This window comes from Streptomyces sp. NPDC056144, from assembly GCF_042264145.1.
Lineage (GTDB): Bacteria > Actinomycetota > Actinomycetes > Streptomycetales > Streptomycetaceae > Streptomyces.
The window spans coordinates 717611-743917 of the sequence record NZ_JBHJVF010000002.1 but is presented as its reverse complement, the minus strand read 5'-3'; the positions used below and the strand labels follow the sequence as shown (position 1 = coordinate 743917).

At 74.3% G+C, this 26307-nt stretch carries 20 protein-coding genes; 8 read left to right on the top strand and 12 right to left on the bottom strand.

Going from position 1 to position 26307, the window contains the following annotated elements; translation table 11 throughout:
* Positions 1 to 107 precede the first annotated feature (107 nt).
* Entirely contained in the window at positions 108 to 977 is an 870-nt protein-coding gene (locus ACFC0Z_RS09815) for a glutathione S-transferase C-terminal domain-containing protein (RefSeq protein ID WP_376434632.1), read from the top strand.
* 90 nt (positions 978 to 1067) lie between these two features.
* On the opposite strand, the gene ACFC0Z_RS09810 is transcribed toward ACFC0Z_RS09815, so the two are convergent.
* Positions 1068 to 2105, bottom strand: a complete 1038-nt coding sequence (locus tag ACFC0Z_RS09810) for an NAD-dependent epimerase/dehydratase family protein (protein ID WP_376434630.1) — start codon at positions 2103 to 2105, stop codon at positions 1068 to 1070.
* A 169-nt stretch (positions 2106 to 2274) separates the two neighbouring features.
* On the opposite strand from ACFC0Z_RS09810, the gene ACFC0Z_RS09805 reads away from it, so the two are divergent.
* A complete protein-coding gene (locus ACFC0Z_RS09805) occupies positions 2275 to 2487 on the top strand; it encodes a DUF5133 domain-containing protein (RefSeq protein WP_376434628.1) in 213 nt (70 codons plus the stop codon).
* A 109-nt stretch (positions 2488 to 2596) separates the two neighbouring features.
* Entirely contained in the window at positions 2597 to 5017 is a 2421-nt protein-coding gene (locus ACFC0Z_RS09800; protein ID WP_376434626.1) for an ATP-binding cassette domain-containing protein, read from the top strand.
* Positions 5018 to 5029: 12 nt separating this feature from the next.
* On the opposite strand, the gene ACFC0Z_RS09795 is transcribed toward ACFC0Z_RS09800, so the two are convergent.
* The gene (locus tag ACFC0Z_RS09795; protein ID WP_376434624.1) at positions 5030 to 5677 is read right to left on the bottom strand and encodes a DUF6058 family natural product biosynthesis protein; all 648 of its coding nucleotides are present in this window, start codon (positions 5675 to 5677) and stop codon (positions 5030 to 5032) included.
* A 90-nt stretch (positions 5678 to 5767) separates the two neighbouring features.
* Complete coding sequence (locus ACFC0Z_RS09790) at positions 5768 to 7111, bottom strand: D-alanyl-D-alanine carboxypeptidase family protein (protein WP_376434622.1); 1344 nt, start codon at positions 7109 to 7111, stop codon at positions 5768 to 5770.
* Positions 7112 to 8412: 1301 nt separating this feature from the next.
* On the opposite strand from ACFC0Z_RS09790, the gene ACFC0Z_RS09785 reads away from it, so the two are divergent.
* Together ACFC0Z_RS09785 and ACFC0Z_RS09780 are read left to right on the top strand one after the other, a co-directional pair.
* Positions 8413 to 10482: an NAD-binding protein gene (locus ACFC0Z_RS09785; protein WP_376435069.1), complete on the top strand. Its 2070-nt coding sequence runs from the start codon at positions 8413 to 8415 to the stop codon at positions 10480 to 10482.
* Between the two features lie 123 nt (positions 10483 to 10605).
* Complete coding sequence (locus tag ACFC0Z_RS09780) at positions 10606 to 11811, top strand: cytochrome P450 (protein ID WP_376435067.1); 1206 nt, start codon at positions 10606 to 10608, stop codon at positions 11809 to 11811.
* Positions 11812 to 11858: 47 nt separating this feature from the next.
* Here ACFC0Z_RS09780 and ACFC0Z_RS09775 read toward each other — a convergent pair whose 3' ends face one another.
* The 5 genes from ACFC0Z_RS09775 to ACFC0Z_RS09755 form a co-directional block, all read right to left on the bottom strand.
* Complete coding sequence (locus tag ACFC0Z_RS09775) at positions 11859 to 12104, bottom strand: hypothetical protein (protein ID WP_376434620.1); 246 nt, start codon at positions 12102 to 12104, stop codon at positions 11859 to 11861.
* A 118-nt stretch (positions 12105 to 12222) separates the two neighbouring features.
* The gene (locus ACFC0Z_RS09770; protein ID WP_376434618.1) at positions 12223 to 12699 is read right to left on the bottom strand and encodes an NUDIX domain-containing protein; all 477 of its coding nucleotides are present in this window, start codon (positions 12697 to 12699) and stop codon (positions 12223 to 12225) included.
* A gap of 23 nt (positions 12700 to 12722) precedes the next feature.
* The gene (locus ACFC0Z_RS09765) at positions 12723 to 13919 is read right to left on the bottom strand and encodes an FAD-dependent oxidoreductase (RefSeq protein ID WP_376434616.1); all 1197 of its coding nucleotides are present in this window, start codon (positions 13917 to 13919) and stop codon (positions 12723 to 12725) included.
* Positions 13916 to 15334 (bottom strand): FAD-dependent oxidoreductase, encoded by a 1419-nt coding sequence (locus ACFC0Z_RS09760; RefSeq protein WP_376434614.1) that lies wholly within the window; start codon positions 15332 to 15334, stop codon positions 13916 to 13918. The genes ACFC0Z_RS09765 and ACFC0Z_RS09760 overlap by 4 nt, the downstream gene beginning before the upstream one ends.
* Positions 15331 to 16779 (bottom strand): FGGY family carbohydrate kinase, encoded by a 1449-nt coding sequence (locus tag ACFC0Z_RS09755; RefSeq protein WP_376434612.1) that lies wholly within the window; start codon positions 16777 to 16779, stop codon positions 15331 to 15333. The genes ACFC0Z_RS09760 and ACFC0Z_RS09755 overlap by 4 nt, the downstream gene beginning before the upstream one ends.
* A 318-nt stretch (positions 16780 to 17097) precedes the next feature.
* Between ACFC0Z_RS09755 and ACFC0Z_RS09750 the strand changes: the two genes are divergently transcribed.
* Both ACFC0Z_RS09750 and ACFC0Z_RS09745 read left to right on the top strand, forming a co-directional pair.
* Entirely contained in the window at positions 17098 to 18072 is a 975-nt protein-coding gene (locus tag ACFC0Z_RS09750) for a hypothetical protein (RefSeq protein WP_376434610.1), read from the top strand.
* A gap of 78 nt (positions 18073 to 18150) precedes the next feature.
* Complete coding sequence (locus ACFC0Z_RS09745) at positions 18151 to 19683, top strand: amino acid permease (protein WP_376434608.1); 1533 nt, start codon at positions 18151 to 18153, stop codon at positions 19681 to 19683.
* A gap of 24 nt (positions 19684 to 19707) precedes the next feature.
* On the opposite strand, the gene ACFC0Z_RS09740 is transcribed toward ACFC0Z_RS09745, so the two are convergent.
* The gene (locus tag ACFC0Z_RS09740) at positions 19708 to 20505 is read right to left on the bottom strand and encodes a GntR family transcriptional regulator (protein ID WP_376434606.1); all 798 of its coding nucleotides are present in this window, start codon (positions 20503 to 20505) and stop codon (positions 19708 to 19710) included.
* A 187-nt stretch (positions 20506 to 20692) separates the two neighbouring features.
* Between ACFC0Z_RS09740 and ACFC0Z_RS09735 the strand changes: the two genes are divergently transcribed.
* Positions 20693 to 22033 carry a DUF2252 domain-containing protein gene (locus ACFC0Z_RS09735; protein ID WP_376434604.1) on the top strand — a complete coding sequence of 447 codons (1341 nt, stop codon included), beginning with the start codon at positions 20693 to 20695 and terminating at the stop codon, positions 22031 to 22033.
* Positions 22034 to 22143: 110 nt separating this feature from the next.
* Here ACFC0Z_RS09735 and ACFC0Z_RS09730 read toward each other — a convergent pair whose 3' ends face one another.
* From ACFC0Z_RS09730 to ACFC0Z_RS09720, 3 genes are all read right to left on the bottom strand, one after another.
* Entirely contained in the window at positions 22144 to 23538 is a 1395-nt protein-coding gene (locus ACFC0Z_RS09730; protein ID WP_376434602.1) for an NAD(P)/FAD-dependent oxidoreductase, read from the bottom strand.
* A gap of 101 nt (positions 23539 to 23639) precedes the next feature.
* Positions 23640 to 24170: a PadR family transcriptional regulator gene (locus ACFC0Z_RS09725; RefSeq protein ID WP_376434601.1), complete on the bottom strand. Its 531-nt coding sequence runs from the start codon at positions 24168 to 24170 to the stop codon at positions 23640 to 23642.
* Between the two features lie 26 nt (positions 24171 to 24196).
* On the bottom strand, positions 24197 to 26218 hold the full coding sequence (locus ACFC0Z_RS09720) for an FAD-dependent oxidoreductase (protein WP_376434599.1): 2022 nt from the start codon (positions 26216 to 26218) through the stop codon (positions 24197 to 24199).
* Positions 26219 to 26307: the final 89 nt, after the last annotated feature.

Genomic DNA, 26307 nt, shown 5'->3' with positions numbered 1-26307 from the left:
TGCGCCGATCGCCGCGGCCCCTTCCTCCGCCTCCCGCCTCCCGTCTCGCGTCCCCCTTCCTCCTCGCCTCCTCTCTCCGTGACATCGAGCAGCCCCCAGGGAGCAGCATGTCCGTCGTCCCGTCCTCACTCCTGCCCGCCTCCGCCGTCCCCGTCTTCCGCGGCCGCATCGGCCGCGACGTCCACAGCGGCCACTACGCCGTCCCGCACCGCTACCGCCTCCACCTGGCCCCCTCGGGCCCCGGGTGTCTGAGCATCGCCCTCGCCCACGGACTCCTCGGCCTCGACGACACGCTGCCGCTGAGCGTCCTGCCGGAGACCCCCGACAGCCCCGACGGCGGCTACACCGCACTCCGCCCCCTGTACGACGCCAGCGCCCACCTCTACCGGGGGCCCGCCGCCGCCCCCGTCCTCAGCGACGGGTGGACGGGGCGGATCGTCACCACCCACGCCCCCGACATCCTGCGCGACCTCGCCCTGCGCTTCCGGGGCGAAGGCGGCCTCGACCTGCTGCCCGAGGAGCACCGGGAGGAGATCGACGCCATCGCCGAGCTGTGCGAACGGAGCGTCAACCAGGCCGCGCAACGGGCCGGAGAGCTCGGTCTGGACGACACGGACGCCCACCGCGACCCGCTGGCCGTCCTCTTCGCGGCCCTCGGCACGCTGGAGCGGCGCCTCGCCGACGGCCCGTACGTGCTCGGCGACGCGCCGACCCTCGCGGACGTGCACGTCTGGGTCACCCTGATCCAGCTCGACACGGTCCACCGCTGGCACCTGGACGCCGCCGCGATGGACCGTGTCGCCGGACACCCGGCCCTCTGGGCGTACGCGCAACGCCTCGCCGCCCGGCCCGAGTTCGCCCGGCACCTCGACATCGACGCCGTACTCCGCAGGCACCGGGCCCACTGCCGGGGCCGCGAGGCGGCGGGGGCGGGGATCCGGATCGTGGACTGGGCGAGGGAGTCGACGACGGCCTGAGGTGACGGCCTGAGGTGACGGCCTGAGGCGACGGCCTGAGGCGACGGCCTGAGGCGGGGGCCCTGGGGTGCCTGCCCCCTCCGCCCCGCCTCAGCCGATCCGGTGCCCCGCCAGCGGGGCCGTCTCGTCGCCCGCGCCCGTGCGGACGCCCCGGAGGAACGCCTCCAGGGCGTCGACGGAGCTCGCCTCCGGCTCCCACTCCAGCTCCCGCCGGGCGCGCTCGGTGGCGAGCAGGGGCATCCGCCGCAGGGCGTCGAAGAGGCCGGGGGAGGCCGGGGCGAGGCGGAGGTGCCAGGCCGCGGAGAGGGCGCCGCGCACCGCTCCGGCCGGGACCTTGACCGGGCGGGCCTTGAACAGGCGGCCGAGGAGTTCCGCGTCGACGACCGGTTCGGCGGCGAGGTTGAAGGCGCCCCTGACGTCCCGGAGCAGCGCGCGCCGGTACGCGTCGGCCGCGTCGTCCGTGTGCAGGACCTGGAACCGCAGCCCCTCGAACTCGGGGAGCAGCGGGAGGAGTTCGGGCCGTGCAAGCTGGCCGGGGAAGAACCGTCCCGCGAAGATCCGGCGCTGCCCGCTCGCCGACTCCTCCTTGAAGAGGAAGGCCGGGCGCATCCGGACCACCCGGGTCTGCGGGTGGTCGCGTTCGAAGGTGTCGAGGACCCGTTCCAGGTAGGCCTTCTCGCGGGTGTACGCGGCGCCGGGCCAGCCGTGCGTCGGCCACGCCTCGGAGACGGGGGCACCGCCGACGGGTCCGGGGGAGTACGCCCCGACCGACGAGGCGCACACGAGCGTCGGCACCCTCGCCGCGGCCACCGCGTCGAAGACGCGCACCGAGCCCAGGACGTTGGTCCGCCAGGTCGCCACCGGGTCGTGGGTCGGCCCGAAGGCCCAGGCCAGGTGGACGACGGCGTCCGCGTCCGCCACGTACCGCGCGAGGCGCGGCGCGTCGCCCTCCTCCGAGAGGTCGACCTCGGCCCACTCGACGCCCGGCAGGTCGAGGCCGGGCCTGCGGCGGGCGAGACCGAGCACGGAGCCGACGCGCGGCTCGCGGGCCAGGGCCCGGACCAGACTCGTACCGACGTTGCCGGTGGCTCCGGTCACGACCACCCGCTGTCCCGCGTTCCCGTTCATGTCCTCGACCCTCCGCCACGGAGCCCGGCGGCGCACCCCGGAACACCCCTGGTCACCCAGCGTGGCCGCGCGGGTCGCGGCGGTGGCCGGGCGCCGGGAGGATGGGACGGCCCGGAACGGGAACGGGCACGGACGGGGACGGCCGGAAGGGGGCTTACAGGAGGACGCCATGCTGCTGCCCGACACGAACACGGTGGACCGCCTGCTGCGGCACTACCGCACCCAGGAGAAATCCGTCCTCGCCAGCCCGCGGGACCTCTCGGTCCGCCGCCGCTTCGAGGACACGACGTACACGCTGTGCGTCCTGATGGGCGAGCGCACGGCCCACGAGGCGGTGCGCGCGGCGGAGCGGTACGTCTCGCAAGGACGCGCCCCCGCGTGAAGCGGCCGGGTGTCCGATCACGAATAGAGAAGCACGGCCGCCGTGCCCCCGATAGCGTGACAGGCGGGACAACCGCACGGACGTACGACGCGAGGGAGACACGACCAGCATGGCCACGAGGAAGAGCGCCCAGCCGGCCGAGCGGCGAGCGGCCGAGCCGCACGGAGCCGACAGCCACGACGTGATCCGCGTCCACGGCGCCCGCGAGAACAACCTCAAGGACGTCAGCATCGAGATCCCGAAGCGGCGGCTGACCGTCTTCACCGGCGTCTCCGGCTCGGGCAAGAGCTCCCTGGTCTTCACCACCATCGCGGCCGAGTCGCAGCGCCTCATCAACGAGACGTACAGCAGCTTCGTCCAGGGCTTCATGCCCACCCTCGCGCGCCCCGAGGTCGACGTCCTCGAAGGCCTCACGACCGTGATCACCGTCGACCAGCAGCGCATGGGCTCCGACCCGCGCTCCACCGTCGGCACCGCCACCGACGCCAACGCGATGCTGCGCATCCTCTTCAGCCGCCTCGGCAAGCCGCACATCGGCCCGCCCAGCGCGTACTCCTTCAACACGGCCACGGTCCGGGCGAGCGGCGGCATCACCGTCGAACGCGGCGACGCCAAGACGAAGACGGTCAAGGCGACGTACAACCGCACCGGCGGCATGTGCACGCACTGCGAGGGCCGCGGCAAGGTCTCCGACATCGACCTCACGCAGCTGTACGACGACACGAAGTCGATCGCCGAGGGCGCGTTCACGATCCCCGGCTGGAAGTCCGACAACGTCTGGACCGTCGGCGTCTACGCCCAGTCCGGCTTCCTCGACCCCGACAAGCCGATCCGCCGGTTCACCAAGCAGGAGATGCGGGACTTCCTCTACCGCGAACCGACCAAGGTCAAGGTCAACGGCGTCAACCTCACCTACGAGGGCCTGATCCCGAAGATCCAGAAGTCCTTCCTGTCCAAGGACAAGGAGGCCATGCAGCCGCACATCCGCGCGTTCGTCGAGCGGGCCGTCACCTTCACCACCTGCCCCGAGTGCGACGGCACCCGGCTCAGCGAGGGCGCCCGCTCCTCGAAGATCAAGCGGATCTCCATCGCCGACGCCTGCCAAATGGAGATCAGGGACCTCGCCGAGTGGGTCCGGGGCCTCAAGGAGCCCTCCGTGGCGCCCCTGCTCGCCTCGCTCCAGCGGACCCTGGACTCGTTCGTCGAGATCGGCCTCGGCTACCTCTCCCTCGACCGCCCCGCCGGCACCCTCTCCGGCGGCGAGGCGCAGCGCGTCAAGATGATCCGCCACCTCGGCTCCGCGCTCACCGACGTCACGTACGTCTTCGACGAGCCGACCATCGGCCTGCACCCGCACGACATCCAGCGCATGAACGACCTGCTCCTGCGCCTGCGCGACAAGGGCAACACGGTCCTCGTCGTCGAGCACAAGCCCGAGACCATCGCCATCGCCGACCACGTCGTCGACCTCGGCCCCGGCGCCGGTACGGGCGGCGGAACCGTCTGCTTCGAGGGCACCGTCGAGGGACTGCGGGCCGCCGACACCAGCACCGGCCGCCACCTCGACGACCGGTCGACCCTCAAGGACGGCGTCCGGACGCCCACCGGCACCCTGCCGATCCGCGGCGCCACCGCGAACAACCTCAAGAACGTCGACGTCGACATCCCGCTCGGCGCCCTCGTCGTCGTCACCGGCGTCGCCGGCTCCGGCAAGAGCTCCCTCATCCACGGCTCCCTCGTCCGGAACGCCCTCCCCGACGGGGAGGAGGTCATCTCCGTCGACCAGGCCCCGATCAAGGGCTCGCGACGCAGCAACCCGGCCACGTACACCGGGCTGCTCGACCCGATCCGCAAGGCCTTCGCCAAGGCCAACGGCGTCAAGCCGGCCCTCTTCAGCGCCAACTCCGAGGGCGCCTGCCCCACCTGCAACGGCGCGGGCGTCATCTACACCGACCTGGCCATGATGGCGGGCGTCTCCACCCTCTGCGAGGACTGCGAGGGCAAGCGGTTCCAGGCCGAGGTCCTCGAATACCACCTCGGCGGCAAGGACATCAGCGAGGTCCTCGCGATGTCCGTGACCGAGGCCGAGGAGTTCTTCGCCGAGGGCGAGGCGCGCACCCCCGCCGCCCACAAGATCCTGGAGCGGCTCGCCGACGTCGGCCTCGGCTACCTGACCCTCGGACAGCCGCTCACCACCCTCTCCGGCGGCGAGCGCCAGCGGCTGAAGCTGGCCACCCACATGGCCGACAAGGGCGGGGTGTACGTGCTCGACGAGCCCACCACCGGCCTGCACCTCGCCGACGTCGAACAGCTCCTCGGCCTCCTCGACCGGCTCGTCGACGCGGGCAAGTCGGTCATCGTCATCGAGCACCACCAGGCGGTCATGGCCCACGCGGACTGGATCATCGACCTCGGCCCCGGCGCAGGTCACGACGGCGGCAAGGTCGTCTTCGAGGGCACGCCCGAGAAGCTGGTCGCCGACCGCTCGACCCTCACGGGCGAGCACCTGGCCGCGTACGTCGGAGCCTGACCCCTCAGGGGGTCACAGCGGGAACCGGTCCCGGGGCGCGTCAATGCACGTGTCCCGGGAGGTGGGTCCGCCGAAGCGGAGCCGGTCGTAGCCGGTGAAGGCGGGCTCCAGCGCGTCGAGCTCGTCCACGCGCGCGTGGAGGCCGAGAAGCCACGCGCGCGTGGGCGTGTCGGGAGCGGAGGCGACCGCGCCGGATATCTCGGCCGTCAGCTCCTCCTTCCGGCGGATCGTCGCGGGAGTGACGGTGTGCAGACACACGTACTGTCCGCTCCGGTACGCCTCCCACTCGGCCGCGCCCTCGGCGGGGTCCTCCCAGTGCGCGACGAACCACTCCCGCAGGGCCCCGGCACCAACGGCCCCACCCGCCCCACCCGCCTCACCGGCCCCACGGGCCGCGTCGGCCAGCCGGAACAGGTCACGGGGCACCATCTCGGCACCGTCCGAGCGGAGGTACCCGGGCAGCGGGAGGAGCCCGTCGAGCATGAGGCGCCGGACGGCGTCGGGATCGCGGCCGAGCTCCGCGCACAGGGCGTCCAGGGTGACGAACTGGGCGGAGACGTACGCGTCGTCGTCGGCGGACATCGGATGGTCGCCGTTGACCGCGCGGAAGCGGGCGGCGACGAGCGGGGCAAGGGTCGGTTCCGGTCGGGTTTCCGGCATCACGTCACTCCTCGGGAAGGCGGTCTTCCGGAACGGTAGGAGCCCCACCGTGCGGCGGTCGCCGAACCGTGCCCGACAGCGGCCCGTTCCTCACCCCTGGTGGGCCGACCTCCGGCGCCGTGCCCACAGGGCGAGCGCCGCCGCGCAGGCCGAGCCGACCAGCGCGAGGGGGAGACCGTACGAGAGTCCCGACGGGGACTCGTCGGCGGTGGCCGTGGCCGCCGTGCCCGGGGCGTCGGCCAGGTCGGCCTCGGAGCCGGAGCCGGAGGCGGGCCCGGCGGCCTCGAACGCCTCCGCCCGGGCGGTCCCGGAGCCCGCCTCCGACTCTGAGGTCTCCCCGGCCTCCGCCGCCTCGGCGGCCACCGCCTGGGCTCCGCCCCTCGACTTCGTCGCGCGCGCCGCCGCCGTACCGCCCGCCTGTGGGCTCGTCACGACGGCCTTCGCCCGCCCCTTCCCCGGCAGCAGCGACCCCACCGGCTGGACGCGCCCCGCCGCCTCGAAGCCCCAGTCGAGCAGCGCGCGCGTCTCCTCGTACACGGCGAGACCGCCCCCGGCCTGCGGGTTCATCACCGAGACGACCAGCGTCCTGTCGCCCCGGCGGGCGGCGGAGATCAGAGTGTTCCCGGCGTTGGTCGTGTAGCCGTTCTTGATCCCGAGGAGCCCCGGGTAGCGGGCCACGCCGTCCGCGCCGGTGAGCAGGCGGTTGGTGTTGGCGATGCCGTACGACCAGGAGCCCGCGGGGAAGTCCGCGTACGCCGTCGAGCAGTACCGCGTGAAGGCCGGGTCCTGGAGCCCGGCCCGCCCGAAGACGGCCAGGTCGAACGCGGAGGAGACCTGACCGGGCTCGTCGTACCCGTCGGGGGAGACGACGTGCGTGTCCCGCGCCCCGAGGGACCGGGCCTTCTCCTGCATCTTCTGGGACATCGCGTCCCAGCCGCCGTTCATGGCGGCGAGGACGTGCACGGCGTCGTTGCCCGAGCTGAGGAAGACCCCGTTCCACAGGTCGGAGACCTGGTACGTGTACCCCTCCTTGACCCCCACCAGACTGCTCCCCTCGCCGATGCCGGTCAGCTCGGCGTCGGCGACGGTGTGCCGCTCGGAAGGATCGTTGCCGGGGAGCGCGGTGAGGGCGAAGAGGGCCTTGAGCGTGCTCGCGGGCGGCAGCTTCCGGTGCGCGTCGTGCGCGGCGAGCACCTCGCCGGACGAGGCGTCGGCGACCACCCACGACAGCGCCGACACCGACGGCAGGGCGGGCGCGCCCGGCAGCCGCTGCACCTGCGTCCCCTCCCGGTCGAGCCGGGCGGGATCGACGAAATGGCGGGCGGGGGGAGTCGGCTCGCCGACGGACGCGGCCGCGGCGGCCGGAGCGGGCAGCGCGAACAGCAACGCCGCGGTCCCGGCGGCGGCATGACGGACAGCTGACGTGACGATCATTCGGCCACCGTAGGGAGACGGGTGGAAGCACGCAGAGCGGAGTGCGCCGACCGGCGTAGAGGTTCCGGCGTACGGCGGTGCGTGGTGCGTCCGCCCGGGGGAGGGCGCGGGCTGCGTGCCCTCCCTCACGGACTGTCAGCGGGACAGGGCATGCTGATGACGTGCCCTCACACCCGAACCCTGCCAACGGTTTTCCGACGGAGCCGGTCGAGCCGGTCGAGCCGGTCGAACCGACGGAGCCGGTCGAGCCGGTCGAGCCGGTCGAGCCGACGGAGCCGTCCGAGCCGGACGAGCCGACAGAGCGGACCGAGCGGACCGGGCGGACAACGCTGCCCGAGCCGCCGACCGGGCGGACGGAGCTGCCCGGGCCGCTCGACGGCCCGCCCGTCGCCGAACGGCGGCCGGGTACACCGGACGTGCCGCCAGCCGCGATGACCGCCGCGGCAGGCCCCGCCCCCGCCCCCGTCCCGGCCCCGGACGGGGAGGGGGACGGGAACCGGGGCGGGAGCGGCCGAGCGGACTCCGCCCCGGGCCGGAACGACGACTCGACCGGCGGCGCGGCTGCCGGTGGGGACGGACGTCCACGTGCCGGTGCGGCGTCGGGCGACCCCGGTGCCTGGGCTCCTGCCGGGGACGACGGGCGCGTGTCCGACGCCACCGACCGCCCGGGTGCCGGTGCCGGTGCCCGTGCGGGTTCGGAGGGCGACGCGACCAGCAGCTCGGTCACACGTGTGGCGGGCGGCACCGCCGTGCCGGCGTCCGGCGTGACCACGGCCGGTCGCGCCGGGACCGGCACGGGTTCCGGCACAGGCCGCCCCGGCGGTTCGGCCGCCGCCGACGTGGCCGGGCCCGCGTCCGGTGCGTCCGGCGGACCGGTCGGCCGCGGCGGCTCCGAGGCGGGGACCGACGCGGGCGCCGGCCCCACTGCCGATCCGGGGCCCGGGGGCGTCCCCGACCCCGAGCCCGTACCCGCGCCGGGAGCCGCGCCCGTGCCGGGAGCCGTACCCGTGCCGGGAGCCGCGCCCGTGCCGGGAGCCGCGCCCGCGCCCGGAACCGCGCCCGTGCCCGCACCCGCTCCCGGACCCACGCCCGTACCTGCCCCCACGCCCGCGCCCACCCCCGTCCCCGCCCCCGGGCGGGCTCCCGGGCGGGCTCCCGAGCCCTCCGGGATACCGGGTGTCGCGGGTGTCCGCGCGAGCCTCGGGCTTTCCGGGGGTCTGCTGCCCCCGCCCGGGCGGGGCTTCGCCACGCCGTCGTTCCGCGGGGAGCGGCAGACGCGTACGGCCCCGCCCACCGGGCACATGATCGTCTGCGGGGACGACGCCCTCGCCCACCGCCTCGCGGGGGAGCTGCAGACGGTGTACGGGGAGCGGGTCACCCTGCTCGTGCCCGCGCGGCCGGATGCCGAGCCGACGCACGCCGGGCGCACGGGGCGGGCCCTCGCACTGTTCGGGCGGGTCGTCACCGCGGCCGTGTCGCGGACGGCCGGGGCCGCCGCCGCGACGGGGGCCCCGGACGGGAGCGAGCCCGTGGGGAGCCTGCGGGTCGTCGAGTCCGGGGAGGCCGACGACCGGGCCCTCACGGAGGCCGGAGTCGAGCGTGCCGCCGCGCTCGCCCTCGTCCACGAGGACGACGAGACCAACATCCGGGCCGCCCTCGCCGCCCGCCGCCTCAACCCCAGGCTGCGCCTGGTCATCCGCCTGTACAACCGCAGACTGGGCCAGCATCTCGCCACCCTCCTCGACCAGGCCGCGGCCGTCGCCGAACCGGGGCTCGACCCCGAGACGACGGACGCCGTCACCACCGTCCTCTCCGACGTGGACACCGCCGCTCCGGGGCTCGCCGCCGCGGCCGTCACCAACTCCAGCAAGGTCGTCCAGGCGGGCGGCCTGCTGCTGCACGCCGTCGAGCGGCTCCCCTCCGCCTCGGGCGAGGCGCCCGCTCCCGGGCTCTGCACGCTCGCGCTGCTGTCGGCGACCGCGGGCGACCCGGCGGGCTGGGAGGGCTCCGAGCGCAGCGGCGACGCCGGACCGCGCCTCCTGCCCGACGACCGTACGGTGGCGGCGGCGGCCGGCAGGGCGACGGTGACGCTCGAAGCGGTACGCCCGGTGGGCGCCGCCCTGGCGCCGCGGCGCTTCGGCGGCTCGGGCCTCCCGGTCGGCTCGCTCTTCTCGCGCCGACTGCGCTGGTCGCTCGCGGGCGCGGTCGCCGCCGTCGTGGGCCTGGCCCTCGCCCTGGCGTTCATGACCGGGGACCACCCCCTGCACGCCGCCTACCTCACGCTTCTCGACATCTTCGCCATCGGCGACCCGGCGGTCGAGGACCCGGTGAGCCGTCAGCTCCTCCAGATCCTCTCCGGGTTCGTCGGGCTGCTGCTGCTCCCGGTGATCGTCGCCGCCCTCCTCGAAGGTCTGGGCACCTTCCGTTCGGCGACGACCCTGCGCCGTCCCTCCCGCGCGCTCTCCGGCCATGTCGTGCTCCTCGGCCTGGGCAAGGTCGGGACCCGGGTCCTCACGCGGCTGCGCCGGATGGGCATCGCGGTGGTGTGCGTCGAGTCGGACCCGGAGGCGCGCGGCATCGCGGTCGCGCGACGGCTGCGGGTGCCGACGGTCATCGGCGACTTCACCGAGGAGGGCGTCCTTGAGGCCGCCCGCATCCACCGCGCCGACGCGCTCCTCGCCCTGACCAGCGTCGACATCACCAACCTGGAGGCGGCGCTCTCCGCCCGCTCCGTCGCCCCCGGCCTGCGGGTCGTGCTCCGGCTGTACGACGACGACTTCTCCACCGCCGTCTACCGCACCCTGCGCGCCGCGCACCCCGAGGCCCGCACCCGCAGCCGCAGCGTCTCCCACCTCTCCGCGCCGGCCTTCGCGGGCGCCATGATGGGCCGCCAGATCCTCGGAGCCGTACCGGTCGAGCGCCGGGTCCTGCTCTTCGCGGCGGTCGACGTCGCCGCGCATCCGCTCCTGGAGGGCCGTACGGTGGCGGAGGCGTTCCGGCCGGGGGCCTGGCGGGTCGTCGCCCTGGACCGGAGGGGCGGCGGGCCGGACGGCGCGTACGGCTACCCGTACGACCCGAGGACGGGCACGGGACTCGGTACGGGTTCCGGTACGGGATCTCGTACGGCCACGGCCACGGCCACAGCCACGGGCGCGGGCCCCCGCACCGGCCCCCGTACCCGCCGCCCCCGCTTCCGCTCGCCGGACGCCTCAGGAGACCGCGACTGGCGGCTCGCCCCCGACCGCGTCCTCCACGCCGGCGAGCAGGTGATCGTGGCCGCCACCCGCCGCGGCCTGGCGGAGCTCCTCGGCCGCGGGCCCGACGCGGAGCAGCGCCCGGACGAGCCACGTGCCCGTACCCGAACTCCTTAGGCAGCGAACGGGGTTGACCGTAGGATCTGACCGCTCGCGTGCCACATCGGCCCGCCTCCGCAGTCAGGAGTGCCTTCGTTGAACACCCCGCACAGCGCCGTCCCCGGCCGGCCGGCCCACCGCATGGACCCGGCCGGCGGCTGCCCGCACGCCGACAACGCCCGGCTGCTCGCCGAGGGCGCGGTGACGCCGGTTGTCCTGCCCGGCGAGATCGAGGGCATGGCGGTGCTCGGCCACGACGCCCTGCGTGACTTCCTCTCCCACCCCGACGTCGCCAAGGGCCCACAGCACTTCACCGCCCTGACGGAGGGCCGGATACCCGACGGCTGGCCGCTGCGGACGTTCGCGACGGTGCCGGGCATGACGACGGCGGACGGCGCCGACCACCGCCGGCTGCGGGCCCTGGTCAGCAGCGCCTTCACGGCACGCCGGGTCGAGGAGCTGCACCCGCGCGTGGAGGCCGTGACGGCGGGGCTCCTCGACGGGCTCGCGGAGGCGGCCGAGGCCGGGGGAGGCGTCGCGGACCTGCGGCGCCACTACGCGCTGCCGCTGCCGCTCGGGGTGATCTGCGAACTGCTCGGCGTCGACCCCGCCCACCAGGACCGGCTGCACCACCTCTCCAGCCTGGTCGTCGCCACGGACACGGAGCCCGCGCAGGCCGTGGCGGCCAACCGGGAACTGGTCGAACTCCTGGCGGCCATCGCGGGCGCCAAGGCCCGGGAACCGGGCGACGACCTCACCAGCGCGCTCATCGCGGCGCGCGACGAGGGCGGCGACCGGCTGAGCCAGCCGGAGCTCATCGGCACGCTGCTCCTGATGATCATCGCCGGGCACGAGACGACGCTCAACCTGGTCACCAACGCCGTACGGGCGCTGTGCGGCCACCGCGAACAGCTCGGGCTGGTGCTCGACGGCCGGGCCACGTGGGCGGACGTCGTGGAGGAGACGCTGCGCTGGGACAGCCCGGTCAGCTACTTCCCGTTCCGCTACCCGACCCGGGACCTCACGGTGGACGGCACGCTCATTCCGAAGGGCACGCCGGTCCTCGCCGGATACTCGGCGGCGGGCCGGGACACGAAGGCGCACGGGCCGGACGCGGACCGCTTCGACCTCACCCGCGCCACGGCTGCCAAGCACCTCTCGCTCGGCCACGGCCCCCACTACTGCCTGGGCGCCCCACTGGCCCGCATGGAGGCGGCCATCGCCCTGGAGTCCCTCTTCACCCGCTACCCGGACCTGGACCTGGCGATCCCGGAGACGGAGCTGACCCGCCACTCCGGCTTCGTCGGCAACAGCGTGCGAAAACTCCCGGTCCGCCTGACGCCGTAACGGCGTCACCCCGTGCCCCCGTGACCGGGCCTGACGGCCCGGTCCGGCTACCCGGTCCGCCCCCACACCTCCGCCGGGGAGGCCCTCAGCGAGGAGACGAGCCGCAGCAGCCGGTCCTCGTTCCCCGAGAACCCGGCGGCCCGGAGAGCCGCGTCGGCCTCGGCCATCGGGCAGGTGAGCATCACCCCGGCGTACGGGACGAGCTCCGGATCGGTCAATACGGCCTGGGTGGACTCGAGCAGCCGCAGGTACGCCTGCGCCGCCGCGCGCTCGCTCGCGGTCATCGTGATCATGTCGGGCTCCCTCTCGACAGTTCGGCACCCTCCACCTAAGCGCATGGGTCTGACAACGAGTCCGGAGGCGGGGTGCGAGCGGAGCCTGACACCCGGTCCGCGAGGCCCGGGGCCCCGCTCACCCGCCCCCGGAGAGGTGTTCCGTCAGCCGTTCCAGGAAGACCTGCTGGCCCGTCACGAGGAGGGGGGCCGCCGCTTCCGGGGTGGTCCAGGCGACGCGGTCGATCTCCGGGAACTCCTGGTGCTCGCCGGAGTGCGGCGGCCACTCCATGGTGAACGTGCCCGGGATCACCTCCGCCGGGTCCAGGTCGCCCTCCACCGCCCAGGCCACCACCGTCTTGCCGCTGCGCTGGCGGGTCTCGCCGAGGGGGATCCACGGTCCGGCCGGTGCCGGGTGGCCCAGTTCCTCCAGGAACTCGCGGCGCGCGGCCGCCTCGGGGGGCTCGTCCGGTGTGTACTCCCCTTTGGGGATCGACCAGGCCCCGTTCTCCTGCGACGCCCAGAAGGGGCCGCCCATGTGACCGATCAGTACCTCGACGCCCCCGCCCGCCGTGCGGCGGAAGACCAGGAGACCCGCGCTGCGTTTGCCTGTCATGCCGCCCAGTGTGGCAGCGGCCCTCATCCCTCCGCGCGTACCACCACCGGGCCGCCCGCCGGGTCCGCCCCGCGTGTCCACTCGGGGCCGAGCCGTGCAGAGCGCCACGGGACGAGGCTTCCGTGCAGTCGGTCGCGCCGCAGTACGGCGCCGCTCTGGGTGACCGTCAGGACGGGGCGGGTGAGCTGGTGCTCCGGGCGTACGAGGAGGGGCGCGGGCGTCGGGCCCAGGAGGCCGGGGGTCACCCAGCGCAGGGGGCCCGCCACCTCCACGGTCACCGAGGCGGCCCGCGCGGCCCGCCCGGCCGTCGCGTCCAGGACGGCGTCCGCCGCCGCGCGTCCCTCCGCCTCGGCCACCTGTGCCGGTTCCACCCCGTGCAGCAGGTTGCCGACGGCGAGGACGCCGGGCACGGTCGTGCGGAAGTCCGCGTCCGTCAGCGGCCCGCGTGTGCCCGGTGCCAGGGCGAGGCCCCCGGCGCGGGCCAGCTCGTGGTCCGGGATCCAGTCGCCGGTGAAGACGACCGTGTCCCCGCGCAGGACGTGGTTCCGGCCGTCGGCTGTCCGCACGGCTACCCCCGTCAGTCGGCCGCGTCCGAGGAGTTCGGTCACCGTGGTGCGCGTGAGGACCGGTGTCGCGCCGAATCCGGGCGCCACGCGAGGGAGTTCCGTGACGACCGCGGCCACCTCCACTCCTGCTCCGCGCAGGACGGCCACCGCCCGTCGGGCGACCGGTTCGCCGCCGACCACCACGGCCCGGCGGCCGACGCGCTGCCCGAACAGGGCCACGGCCTGCTGGAGTTCGCCCGTCGTCATCACCCCGGCCGGTCGGCTTCCCGGCACGAGCCGTGCGCTGCGCGGCCGTTCGCGCGCGCCGGTCGCGAGGATCACGGCCCGTGCCGTGATCCGTTCGAGGCCGGTCGGCGCCGTGACGTCGAGGGTCAGCGGCCCGGCCCATCCTGTGGCCGAGACGCCGGTACGGACGACCGCGCCGGCCCGCACCGCCGCCCGTACCGCGCGGCGCGCGTACGCCGGTCCGTCCAGCGGGCGGCCCCGCCGGTCCGTGCCGAAGCCCGGGTGGGCGCAGTGCCGGGGCACGCCTCCGGCCGTGAGCTCCCGCTCCAGGACCTCGATCCGGCCCGCGCCCGCCGCGGCGAGCCGCCGCGCCGCCGCGAGCCCGGCGGGCCCCGCGCCCACCACCAGGACGTCGACCGTGCGGTTCACCGGGCCCCCTTCCCGTACCGCTCGCTCAGGGCCCGCAGCTCCGCGCCGCAGAAGTGGCCCTGGCAGCGGCCGCCTCGCGCCCGGGTCCGGCGCCGGAGTCCCTCCGGGCCGGCCGGGGGGATCGTGGAGGCGTACGCGGCGCGGACCTCGCCCCGGGTCACCCGCTCGCAGTGGCAGACGATGGCGCCGAACTCAGGGTTCGTGGCCATGAGTTCGGCGTCACGGTACGGGCGGGGGAAGGCCTCGCCGAGGTTCGGCACGCGCAGCGGGGCGAGCGGGCGCTCGGGCCCGAGGCCGAGCCCGCAGTCGGCGAGGAGGCCGAGGACGTGCTCGGCGATGGCCAGGGACGCGGAGAGCCCGGTGGAGCGGATACCGCCCACCGTCACGTACCCGAGCCCGGGATGCGCCGCCACCCGGTAGTCCTCCTGGCCGGTGGCGGCCCGCAGTCCCGCGTAGACTGCCGTGACCTCTTCGTCGAGCAGCGCGGGGAGTATCCGGCCGCCCTGTTCGCGCAGCCCGGCGAGCCCCTCCGCCGTCGTGCCGGTGGCGGTCTTGTCGTCGAGGTCCTCGGCGGTGGGGCCGAGCATGACGTTCCCGTACACGGTGGGTGAGACGAGCACTCCTTTGCCGAGCGGTCCCGGCACGGGGAGGAGGATGTGCCGGACCAGGTCGCGGGCGAACTTGTCGAAGACGAGGAGCTGGCCGCGGCGCGGGGTGACCGTGAAGTCCCGCCGGTCCATGAGGGCGTCGAAGGCGTCCGCGTACAACCCGCAGGCGTTGACGAGGAGTCGGGTGCGGAGCTCCCCGCGCCCGGTGGTGAGACGGTGCCCCGTCGCGTCCGTACGGACTTGTTCCACCCGGCAGTTGAGGTGCAGGTCGACGCCCGAGCGGACCGCCTGGGTCGCGTACGCGAGGGTCGTCGACCACGGGCAGATCACCGACTCGCCGGGCACCGCGAGGGCCCCCAGCGCGCCCGGCGCCACGTGGGGTTCGCGCGCCCGCAGCTCGTCGGCGGTCAGGACGCGGGTCAGGCGGTGGCCGTTGCGCTCCGCCTTCGCCGCGAGCCGGGGCAGCGCCGCCAGCTGTTCCGCGTCCCAGGCGACGAGCAGTGCGCCGAGCGGCTCGACGGGGATGCCCACCTCGCGGGCGTACGCGCCCAGCAGGCGGTGCCCGTCCCGGACGAGACGCGCTTCCAGCGTGCCGGGCGTGGCGTCGAAACCGGTGTGCAGAATGGCCGTGTTGGCCTTCGACGTGCCGTCGCCGACATCGTTCGCGGCCTCCACGAGCGCCACCCGCAGCGGGTGGCGGGCGAGGGCGCGGGCGATCGCGCTGCCGACGACTCCCGCGCCGACGACCACGACGTCGTACGCGGCCTCCCGGCCGCCGGGCAGCGGCCCGCTCCGCGTGACGCTCACTGGGCGGCCCCGCCCCGCGCGAGCAGCGCCGACACCTCCGTACGGAAGAGGTCCAGGCGCGAGGCCGCCTCGTCGCGTGAGATCCGCGGCTCGTACACGGCCGAGGGCTTCCACTCCGGTACGGCCTCCCGGAGCGCGAGCCCCGGGTACCGGCCGAGCCGGGCCACCGCGCCGACGCCGAGCGCCGTCGCGTCCGGCAGCGAGGAGACCTCCACGGGGAGCTGGAGCAGGTCGGCCTGGGTCTGCATGAGCAGCGCGGACCGGGTCAGGCCCCCGTCGGCGCGCAGCGAGGTCAGGGGCGCGCCCCGGTCCGCGGCGGCCGCGGCGGCGAGCTCCACGACCTGCGCGGCGATGCCCTCGCACAGGGCCCGCACCAGATGGCCCGGCGTGGTGTCCAGGCCGAGCCCGGTCAGGGAGCCCCGCACGTCACCGCGCCACCAGGGTGCGGCCAGGCCCGCGAGCGCGGGTACGAAGGTGACGCCGCCCGTGTCCGGCACGCCGCCGCCGACCGGGTCGAGCTCTTCGGCGCCCGCGATCACCCCCAGCTCCGTGAGCCAGCGGACCGCCGAGGCGACCGTGTACACCTGGCCGTCCAGGCAGTGGGCGACCCGGCCGTCGAGCCGCCAGGCGACACAGCTGACCAGGCCCGAGGTCCCGCGCCGGGGCTCGGGTCCGGTCTGCGCGAGCAGGAACGCGCCGGTGCCGTACGTGCACTTGGCGGCGGACGGGTCGCTCGCGCTCTGCGCGAGAAGGGCGGCCTGCTGGTCGACGAGGAGCCCCGTCACCGGCAGGGGCGGGCCGAAGGCCGTCGTGGTGCCCACCGGGGTGTCGCAGTCCACGACCCGGGGGAGCCGCTCGCCGCCGAGCCCGTAGAGGTCGAGGGCCGTGTCCGACCAGGCGGCCGTGTCCAGGTCGAGGAGCCCGGTCCGGCCCGCCGTCGCCGCGTCGGTGACGAACGCGCCCGTCAGGCGGTGCACGAGCCACGCGTCGCTCGTGGTGACCACTCCGGCGCCGGTCGCGTGACGGCGGATCCAGGCCATCTTGGGGGCGGCGAAATAGGGGTCGACCGGAAGGCCGGTCAGGTGACGCAACCGTTCCGCGTGGTCGTCGAGTTCCGCGCAGACGTCGGCGGCCCGGCGGTCCTGCCAGACGAGCGCGTCGGTGAGCGGATCGCCGGTGACGGGGTCCCAGGCGAGCACCGTCTCGCCCTGGTTGGCGAGCCCCACGGCCTCGACCTCCGTGCCGGCCTCGGCGAGGGCCGCGCGCCCGGCGACGACCACGGAGTCGTACAGCTCACGGGGGTCGACCTCGACCAGACCGCCCGGCAGGTAGCGGGGCCGGACCGGGGCCGTACCGCTGCCGATCACCCCGCGCTCGGGACACAGGACGAGGGCCTTGGTGCCCGAGGTGCCCTGGTCGACGGCGAGGATCGGGCCGCCGGTCATCGTGGTGCTCCCGTCGCCGGATCGGAGGATGATCGTCCGATCGTCGAAAAGGGTCAGGGTGCCCGCGGCGCCCTCCCGCGTCAAGGGGCGGGGGAGAAGACCGTCAGGTCCGTCGGTCACACCTGATGGAAAGTCAAAATCAGCTGCTGTCCAAATAGTTACTGTCGCAAAAGAGAGTGGAGTGGGCGCCTCCAGCGCCCTCTATAGTGATCGCCGATCAACGGCAGGGATGCCCGTCGGGGCGCCGGCCGCCCCTCCGTTCCCCCCGCAGGCATCCACCCGAGGTCCCATGTCGCCCACACCACGCCCCGCCCCCTGATGGCGCCGCACGGCTTCCGGCCCGTCTACCACCCCGCCGGCCACGACCACGCGTTACGCGGAGCCGTCCAGGACCTCCGCACCGGCCGCTGGGTGGCCATGGCGCAACTCCTCGACGAGACGACGGGCTGGGACGGCTGGACCCGGCGCACCCAGGTCCTCGCGACCGTCGCGGCGGGCACCGACGTCGTCCACATCTGGCGGACCGAACAGCCCGGCAGCGTCGCCGCCGCCGTGATGCACTGCCGCGTCGCCGTCGAACGGGCCCTCCGCGCGCACCGGGCCGGACACGCCCGCACCCGCGAGCTGTGGCAGGAGGCCTGGACGGCCTGCCGCGACACCGCCGAGCTCGTCCCCGCCGACCCCGTGCCCTGGGTGGGCCTGCTCGCCCTCGCCGCCCTCGAAGCGGGCCGGTCCGTCCCCGAGCACCGGCTGTCACCGCCCGCGCCCATGCTGGCACCCGGGCCCTGGGGCCTCCTCGCCGAGGCCGAGAAGCGCGACCCGCACAACCGCGAAGCGCACCACCGCATGCTCCAGTTCGTCTACGCACGCAGTCCGGGGCCCCTTTCCGAGGCCTTCAACTACGCCCAGTGGGCCGCCACTTCCGCGCCCGTCGGCTCCGCCCTGCACGCGCTGCCGCTGTACGTGCGCGTCGAGCGGTACCGGCGCGAGCGCGGCCACGAGAAGGCGCTGGACCTCCACTGGGTCGCCGAGGACGCCGTACGCGACGCCGAACGGGCCCTCGACGCCTGGTACCTCTTCTGCGCCACCGAGGAGGCCTCCCTCCTCGACCTGAACCATCTCGCCCACGCGCTGTACGGCGCCCTCCGCTTCACCGACGCGGCCCGGGTCTTCGAGGCGCTCGGCCCGTACTACACGACGATCCCGTGGGCGTACCGGACCGAACGCCCCGACGACCGGGCGGCGGCCGAAGAGCTCTTCCTCCGCGCCCGCAGCCGCTGTCTGAGCGGCTGACCCTCACGTCACCCCCCCCGGCGTCCCACCCGGCTCCACCCCGCTCCCCACCTGTCCCGTCCCCCGGAGGTAACCCCCATGGCGACCAGCGCGCCCCCGAACGAGTCGATACGCCGCCCGTCGTCCGCCCCCGACGAGGAGGAGCGGCTGAGAGAACTCGGCTACCAGCCGGTCCTGGCCCGCCGCATGGGCGGCTTCGGCAACTTCGCGATCAGTTTCTCCGTCATCTCGATCCTCTCCGGCTGCATGACGCTCTACGGCTTCGGCCTCGGAACCGGCGGCCCCGCCGTCATGCTCTGGGGCTGGGCGGGCGTCGGCCTCTTCGTCCTCTGCGTCGGCCTCGCGCTCGCCGAGGTCACCAGCGCCTACCCCACCTCCGGCGCGCTCTACTACATGGCCGACCGGCTGGGCGGACGCCGCTGGGGCTGGTACACCGGCTGGCTGAACCTGCTCGGCCTGCTCGGAGCCATCGCCGGCATCGACTACGGCGCGGCCCTCTTCACCGGCGCCTTCCTCAACCTCCAGTGGGGCTTCGTCCCCACCCCCGGGTCCACCTTCCTGATCTTCCTGGCGATCCTCCTGCTGCACGCCGTCCTCAACCTCTTCGGCGTCCGCCTCGTCAGCGTCCTCAACTCGATCAGCGTCTGGTGGCACCTCGGCGGCGTCGCCGTCATCGTCGGCGTGCTCGCCGTCGTCCCCGACCGCCACCAGTCCGCGAGCTTCGTCTTCACCGAGTTCGTCAACGACACCGGCTGGGCCAACCCGCTGTACGTCGCCGCGATCGGCCTGCTCCTCGCCCAGTACACCTTCTCCGGCTACGACGCCTCGGCCCACCTCTCCGAGGAGACCTCGAACGCCTCCGTCGCCGCCGCCAAGGGCATCGTCCGCTCCATCTGGGTCTCCTGGATCGCCGGCTTCGCCCTCCTCGCCGGTCTGACCTTCGCCATCCAGGACTACGCCGCCACGCAGAACAGCGCCACCGGCGTGCCGCCCGCCCAGATCTTCCTCGACGCCCTCGGCACCGGCGGCGCCAGCGCGCTGCTGCTCGTCGTCATCGCCGCCCAGATCTTCTGCGGCAACGCCGAGGTCGCCGCCGCCAGCCGCATGGTCTTCGCCTTCAGCCGCGACAACGCCCTTCCGGGGTCCGCGATCTGGCGCAAGGTCAGCCCGCGCACCCAGACGCCGGTCGCGGCGGTCTGGTTCTCCGTCGGCGTGGCGGCCGTCCTCGCCCTCCCGTCCCTCTACTCCGCCACGGCGTACGGCGCGGTCACCGCGATCAACGTCATCGGCATCACCCCCGCCTACGCCATCCCGATCTACCTCCGCCTCCGCGCCGGGGACCGCTTCGTCCCCGGACCGTGGAGCCTCGGCCGCTGGAGCAAGCCGATCGGCTGGACCGCCGTGGTCTGGGTCGCGCTCGTGACCGTCCTCTTCTGCCTCCCGCAGAAGTCCCCGGTCACGGTCGACACGATGAACTACGCCGTCATCGCCCTCGCCGTGGTCCTCGTCCTGGCCAGCGTCTGGTGGTACGTGGCCCGCCGCTCGTACGGCACCCCGACCCCGTACGGCACGGCCCGCGAGGAGGCGGAGATCGCGGAGGGGATCGTCTAGGGGCCTCTCGCCTCCCAGCGGGTGTCAGGCGCTGAACTCGTAGGTCCAGGGCGCCGACTGGGCCGAGAAGTCGATGTCCGTGATCTCCAGGGCGCGCCCGTGCTGGTCGCTCACCACCCGGTGGACGAGCAGCCGGGCCGCGCCGGCCGCCATCGTCGCGGCGGCCTGGCCGGGCGGGACGCCGACCGACTCGCGGTGGGTGACGCGCAGCCCCGCCTGGTGCATCCAGTGGTAGAGCAGCCGCAGGTCCGGCTGGTGGTGGCTGTCCTTGACGCGCCGGTAGCGGGCGAGTTGGGGGATCTCGGCGAGCGCCGGCCGGGAGAACCAGGACACCGCCCGTTGGAGCGCCGCTCCTTGGGGCCCGAGCACGAGGTGCCGGTGGACGAGCGTCGGCTCGCCGGGCGCGAGCATCAGGCGCGAGGTGAGCGGGGTCGGCGGCGGTTCCCAGGTGAGGGAGGCCCGGATGAGCGACTCGCTCACCCGGGGGCCGCCGGGGAACGTGGGACGCCGGGCGGCGCGCACGGGCGCCGCGGCCCCGACGGGCACGACGGGCGCGTCGGGCCAACTCCCGTGCTCCGGTTCGACGTCGGCGGCCGCGGCGAAGGTGCCGCGGCGGTCGGTGACCACGAGCCGCTCGTCGCGCAGCAGTTGGAGCGCGCTGCGGACCGTCTGGCGGTTGACGTGGTACCTCTGGGACAGGGACCGCTCCGAAGGGAGCCGGCTTCCGGGGGAGATGCGCCGATGGGCGAGATCCTCGCGCAGGACGGCGGCGACCCGGAGGTAGAGCGGCACGTCCGCCCCTTCGGCATCGGGCTCGGCCATGATCAACCCTCTCTCAAGCACAGCGTGACCGCGGGGGTCGTATCGGTGATCGTGTTCATTCCTATCATTGGTCTAAACCATTTCGCTAGGTGAGCCCGTCAGAGTGGCCGAAACGAGCGCAGCGCCTTGTAATGGGGACCAGGCGGCGATGCCGAGCCGCTGCGGCGGAAGGGACGCGTGAGGCCGAATGACGACTCCGTCGGAGCGGGCGGCGCGTGGGCGGGCGGCGCGGAAGCGCGTACCCCGTTCTTCCCACGGCCGCTGGATCCCCTCCTCCCAGCGCCCCGACGCGCTGAGCGTCCTGGAGCGCCAGGCAGTCGACCGCCTGCCCGACCTCGTGCCGCTGCGGTACGGCCGGATGGCGGTCTCGCCCTTCGCCTTCCTGCGCGGAGCGGCCGCCGTCATGGCCGCCGACCTCGGCGCCCAGCGCCACACCGGTCTCAACGTCCAGCTCTGCGGCGACGCCCATCTGCTCAACTTCGGGGTGTACGCCTCACCCGAACGGGCGCTTCTGTTCGACGTGAACGACTTCGACGAGACGCTCCCCGGCCCCTTCGAGTGGGACGTCAAGCGGCTCGCCGCCAGCGTCGCCGTCGCCGCCCTCCAGAACGGCAGCACGAAGGCCAAGGCCCACCGTGCCGCTCGCGTCGCCGCGGAGTCGTACCGCACGACCATGCACCGGCTCGCCGGACTCGGCGAGCTCGCGGTCTGGTACGAGCGGATAGCCGCCGACGACCTGCTGCCCGTGGTCCGCAAGGACGACCGCGCCCGCTTCGCCAACCGCCTCGCCCGGGCCCGCCGCCGCACCAGCCTCCAGGCCCTCTCCAAGCTCACCGAGACCGACGCGAAGGGCGTGCGGCACATCGCCGAGGACCCGCCGCTCCTGGAACGGGTCGCCGACCTCGACCGGGTGACCCTCGGCAAGATCTTCAGCGACTACCGCAGCTCGCTCTCCGACGAACGGCGCCTGCTCCTCGACCGCTACCGCTTCGTGGACGCCGCCCGGAAGGTCGTCGGCGTCGGCAGCGTCGGCACCCGCTGCTTCGTCCTCCTCCTCGAAGGCCGCGACGAGGGCGACCCGCTGATCCTCCAGATCAAGGAGGCCGGCCGCTCCGTCCTGGAGCCGTACCTGCCGTCGACCACGTACGACCACCAGGGCCGCCGGGTCGTCGCGGGCCAGCGGCTCACCCAGGCGGCCAGCGACATCTTCCTCGGCTGGATGACCGGACCCGAGCAGCGGCACTTCTACTGGCGCCAGTTGCGCGACATGAAGGGCTCGGCCGAGGTCGAGACCATGTCCCCGGCCACCCTCAGGGACTACGCCCGGCTCTGCGGCCGCGCCCTGGCCCGCGCCCACGCCCGCTCCGGCGACCGGATCGCCATCGCCGGCTACCTCGGCAGCTCGGACGTCTTCGACCGCGCCACGGCCGACTTCTCCCTCGCCTACGCCGGCCAGAACGCCGACGACTACGCGGCCCTCGGCGCCGCCATCGCCGCCGGCATGGTGACGGCGGCCCCCGGCGCCTGACACGGCGGGCCGCCCTGGAACCCGTACGGCGCCTTCCGTACGGGTTCCAGGGCGGCCGCCCTCACCCGTTCGGCCTCAGGGCCTGTCTGACAATTGGCGTCAGACAGGCCCTACCGGGCGTCCCGGCGCAGCGGCGGAGCGGCCGGTGACTCCGGCACCGGGCCGAAGAGGACCGACCGTGCCACCGAGGGCGCGAAGAGCGCCGTCATCGGGGCGGTGAGGTGGAGCACCGCGCGGAAGACCTCGCCGACGGCCGGGTCGCCCGCGGCCCGGGCCTGGAGGCGTGCCATGTACCACCCGACGGCCTTGTCCGCCGGTGTGACCTTCGTCGCGTCCCCGACGACACCCGGCATCTTCTTGTCGGAGCCCGCCGAGATGTCCCATGCCTGCCGGGACGCTTCGAGCAGCGCCCGCTGCACCCGCCCCGTGCTCGGGGTCCGCTTCGGGTCGGCGAGCGCCTTGCGCAGGGCGACCGCGGTGAGAGCGGCGACGGTCATGCCCTGACCGTAGATCGGGTTGAAGGCGCAGAGCGCGTCACCGGTGGCGAGGAATCCGGCCGGGCGGCGGCCCGGAAGGTCGTACCGGCGCCGGATGTTGGCGGTGTTCCGGAAACCGTAGACGGGGGAGACGGCCTCGGCGGTCGCCAGCCACTCGCTGACGACCGGATGCGGCATCCGCTTCGCGTACTCCTCGAACCCCGCCTCGTCCGTGGGCGGCTGGTCGTCACGCAGCCCCGACAGGGTGACCAGGTGCTGCCCGTCGCCGACGGGCAGCACCACGGCCCCGTACACCTGGGCGGGGTTGGGCACGATGAAGTACCCCACGGTGTCGCTGTCCAGGGCGCGGTCCGGCGCCCGGTAGACCCGGCTGCTGTAGGCGAGTCCGGTGTCGAGGGTCTCCTCGCGCGGGGCCTCGGCGCCGATCGCGGCCAGCCAGTCGGGGGCCTTGGTGGAGCGGCCGGAGGCGTCCACGACGAGATCGGCCTCGATGACGCGGGTCTCCTTCCCGCCACCCGTGCCCCGCTCCCGGAGCCGTACGCCCCGGACGCGCGAGGAGTCGCCGACGAGGCCCACCGTCTCGTGGCCCTCGGTCAGTTCGACGCGCGGATCGGCGAACACCCGCTTGCGGACCAGCCATTCGAGCTGCGGCCGCGCCCCCGAGTAGAAGTGCAGGGTCGGGGAACCGCGGTGGAACCAGCGGCCGTTCTGCCACTGGACCATGTCCTCGGGAACACCGACCTTGGGCGCGCCGAGGCCCCCCAGCTCGTCGGTGAAGCCCGGGAGCAGCTCGTCGAGCGCCTCCTGGCCGCCCTGGAGCAGTGCGTGGATGTGCCGCCCCTGCGGCACGCCCGGCCGGGCCTCGGGGCCCTCCGGGAAGCGGTCGCGCTCGACGACCGTGACCTTCTCCGCGTGGTCCGCGAGGACCCGCGCCGCCAGGAGTCCGGCGAGACTTCCCCCGATGACCACCGCGTGACGCGCCTTGCGGTGACCCAAGTCGTCGGCCATACCAGCCCCTTCGTGTCGTGGATGCACAACTGCCCAGTATCCACGGTCGTGAGGGGTGCCACAGGGGGCGCGTTCGGGGTGCGAACGGCGCGCGGGGCGTGTCAGTCGAGCTCCGCGAGCGCGGAGGTCAGCCACTCCACCCAGAACCGCTCCAGGTCCACCCCGCCCCGCAGCACGAGATGGCGCAGCCGGTCCGGCTCCGTGCTCCGCCGCTCCGCGGGGAAGTCCCGCTCCTCGATCGCGAGGTACTCGTCCAGCTGCGCCCGGTGCAGCGCGAGATGCCGCTCCAGCTCCGCCCGCAGCCCCGTCGAGCCCACCATCGCCGCCGCCCGCATCCTCAGCAGCAGGGCGGACCGCAGCGGCTTCGGGTTCTCGGACCTCGCGACCCAGTCGCTCAGCTCCGCCCGGCCGGCGGGCAGGACCTCGTACTCCTTCTTCTGTCCCCGCGCGGGCACCGGAGAAGGCAGGGCACGGATGTGCCCCGCCTCCTCCAGCCTCCCGAGCTCGCGGTAGATCTGCTGATGCGTCGCCGACCAGAAGTAGCCGATCGACTTGTCGAAGCGGCGCGTCAGTTCGAGGCCGGAGGACGGCTTCTCCAGGAGCGCCGTCAGGATCGCGTGCGGCAGGGACATGCTCGCATCCTAAGGAACAGCGGTGGTCACAGCGCTGCCGCGAGCCGCGTCCCCTGGTCGATGGCCCGCTTCGCGTCCAGCTCCGCCGCCACGTCCGCGCCGCCGATGAGGTGCGCGGTGCGCCCGGCGGCGACCAGCTCCTCGTACAGCTCCCGCTGCGGGTCCTGCCCCGAGCAGAGGACGACCGTGTCCACGGGCAGCACCTGCGACTCGCCGTCGATCGTCAGGTGCAGGCCCTCGTCGTCGATGCGGTCGTAGGACACGCCCGCGACCATGGCGACGCCCCGGTGCTTGAGCTCGGTGCGGTGGATCCAGCCGGTGGTCTTGCCGAGACCGGCGCCGACCTTGGAGGTCTTGCGCTGGAGCAGGTGCACGCGGCGCGGCGGCGCGGGCCGCTCGGGGACGCGCAGGCCGCCCCGGTTCTCGTACGCGGTGTCGACGCCCCACTGGCGGAAGTACGTCTCGGGGTCCTGGCTCGCGCCCTCGCCGCCGTCCGTGAGGAACTCGGCGACGTCGAAGCCGATGCCGCCGGCGCCGATGATCGCGACCCGCTCGCCCACCGGCGCGCCGTCCCGGAGGACGTCGAGGTAGCTGACGACGCTCGGGTGGTCGACGCCCGGGATCTCCGGGGTGCGGGGGGTGACGCCGGTGGCCACGACGACCTCGTCGAACGAAGCCAGGTCGGCGGCGGAGACGTACGTGTTCAGGCGGACGTCGACGCCGTGCTCGGCGAGCTGCACGCGGAAGTAGCGCAGGGTCTCCTCGAACTCGTCCTTGCCCGGGACCTGCTTGGCGACGTTGAGCTGGCCGCCGATCTCGGATCCGGCGTCGAAGAGGGTGACGGCGTGGCCGCGTTCGGCCGCCGACACCGCGCAGGACAGGCCGGCCGGGCCCGCGCCGACGACGGCGACGCGCTTGGCGAGCCGGGTGGGGGAGAGGACGAGCTCGGTCTCGTGGCAGGCGCGCGGGTTGACCAGGCAGGACGTGATCTTCAGGTTGAAGGTGTGGTCCAGGCAGGCCTGGTTGCAGCCGATGCAGGTGTTGATCCGGTCGGACCGGCCCTCGGCGGCCTTCGCGACGAAGGCGGGGTCGGCGAGGAAGGGGCGGGCCAGCGAGACGAGGTCGGCGCGGCCGTCGGCGAGGATCTCCTCGGCGACCTCGGGGGTGTTGATGCGGTTGGAGGTGACGAGCGGGACGGAGACCTCGCCCATCAGCTTCTTCGTCACCCAGGTGTAGGCGCCGCGCGGCACGGAGGTGGCGATGGTGGGGATGCGGGCCTCGTGCCAGCCGATGCCGGTGTTGATGATGGTGGCGCCGGCCGCCTCGATCTCCTTGGCGAGCCGGACGACCTCCTCCAGGGTGGAGCCGCCGGGGACCAGGTCGAGCATGGAGAGGCGGTAGACGAGGATGAACTCCTCGCCGACCCGCTCGCGGATCCGGCGGACGATCTCCAGCGGGAAGCGGACGCGGTTCTCGTACGAGCCGCCCCAGCGGTCGGTGCGCTGGTTGGTGGCGGCGGCGATGAACTCGTTGATGAGGTAGCCCTCGGAGCCCATGACCTCGACACCGTCGTAGCCGGCCTCCTTGGCGAGCTCGGCGCAGCGGGCGTAGTCCTCGACGGTCTGCTCGACCTCGGCGTCGGTGAGCTCGTTCGGGACGAAGGGGCTGATCGGCGCCTTGAGCGCGCTCGGGCCGACGAGGGCGGGGTGGTACGCGTACCGGCCGAAGTGCAGGATCTGCATCGCGATCCGGCCGCCCTCGGCGTGCACGGCGTCCGTGATCAGGCGGTGCTCGGCGACCTCGGCGGGGGTCGTCAGCTTGGCGCCGCCGTCCCAGGGGCGGCCGGCCTCGTTGGGGGAGATGCCGCCGGTGACGATCAGGCCGACGCCGCCGCGGGCGCGCTCCGCGTAGAAGGCGGCCATCCGCTCGAAGCCGTGCTCCGTCTCCTCCAGGCCGACGTGCATCGAACCCATGATCACCCGGTTGGGGAGGGTGGTGAACCCGAGGTCGAGCGGGCTCAGCAGGTGGGGGTACGGGGTCGCGGTCATGTGGGGGCGCCTCCTCGCGCGGGATCGGTCGAGGCCAGTCTCCGGCGCCCCCGCCCCCTTCTGCAACTAGTTGCAGAAGATTCGGGACG

Bases quoted from the DNA above. Each gene is read 5' to 3' on its own strand.
- ACFC0Z_RS09795 (WP_376434624.1), bottom strand. From the start codon at position 5,677: ATGCCGGAAACCCGACCGGAACCGACCCTTGCCCCGCTCGTCGCCGCC.
- ACFC0Z_RS09725 (WP_376434601.1), bottom strand. From the start codon at position 24,170: ATGTCCCTGCCGCACGCGATCCTGACGGCGCTCCTGGAGAAGCCGTCC.
- ACFC0Z_RS09770 (WP_376434618.1), bottom strand. From the start codon at position 12,699: ATGACAGGCAAACGCAGCGCGGGTCTCCTGGTCTTCCGCCGCACGGCG.
- ACFC0Z_RS09720 (WP_376434599.1), bottom strand. From the start codon at position 26,218: ATGACCGCGACCCCGTACCCCCACCTGCTGAGCCCGCTCGACCTCGGG.
- ACFC0Z_RS09740 (WP_376434606.1), bottom strand. From the start codon at position 20,505: ATGGCCGAGCCCGATGCCGAAGGGGCGGACGTGCCGCTCTACCTCCGG.
- ACFC0Z_RS09745 (WP_376434608.1), top strand. From the start codon at position 18,151: ATGGCGACCAGCGCGCCCCCGAACGAGTCGATACGCCGCCCGTCGTCC.
- ACFC0Z_RS09755 (WP_376434612.1), bottom strand. From the start codon at position 16,779: ATGACCGGCGGCCCGATCCTCGCCGTCGACCAGGGCACCTCGGGCACC.
- ACFC0Z_RS09810 (WP_376434630.1), bottom strand. From the start codon at position 2,105: ATGAACGGGAACGCGGGACAGCGGGTGGTCGTGACCGGAGCCACCGGC.
- ACFC0Z_RS09800 (WP_376434626.1), top strand. From the start codon at position 2,597: ATGGCCACGAGGAAGAGCGCCCAGCCGGCCGAGCGGCGAGCGGCCGAG.
- ACFC0Z_RS09805 (WP_376434628.1), top strand. From the start codon at position 2,275: ATGCTGCTGCCCGACACGAACACGGTGGACCGCCTGCTGCGGCACTAC.
- ACFC0Z_RS09780 (WP_376435067.1), top strand. From the start codon at position 10,606: ATGGACCCGGCCGGCGGCTGCCCGCACGCCGACAACGCCCGGCTGCTC.
- ACFC0Z_RS09815 (WP_376434632.1), top strand. From the start codon at position 108: ATGTCCGTCGTCCCGTCCTCACTCCTGCCCGCCTCCGCCGTCCCCGTC.
- ACFC0Z_RS09790 (WP_376434622.1), bottom strand. From the start codon at position 7,111: ATGATCGTCACGTCAGCTGTCCGTCATGCCGCCGCCGGGACCGCGGCG.
- ACFC0Z_RS09730 (WP_376434602.1), bottom strand. From the start codon at position 23,538: ATGGCCGACGACTTGGGTCACCGCAAGGCGCGTCACGCGGTGGTCATC.
- ACFC0Z_RS09735 (WP_376434604.1), top strand. From the start codon at position 20,693: ATGACGACTCCGTCGGAGCGGGCGGCGCGTGGGCGGGCGGCGCGGAAG.
- ACFC0Z_RS09785 (WP_376435069.1), top strand. From the start codon at position 8,413: ATGATCGTCTGCGGGGACGACGCCCTCGCCCACCGCCTCGCGGGGGAG.
- ACFC0Z_RS09750 (WP_376434610.1), top strand. From the start codon at position 17,098: ATGGCGCCGCACGGCTTCCGGCCCGTCTACCACCCCGCCGGCCACGAC.
- ACFC0Z_RS09775 (WP_376434620.1), bottom strand. From the start codon at position 12,104: ATGATCACGATGACCGCGAGCGAGCGCGCGGCGGCGCAGGCGTACCTG.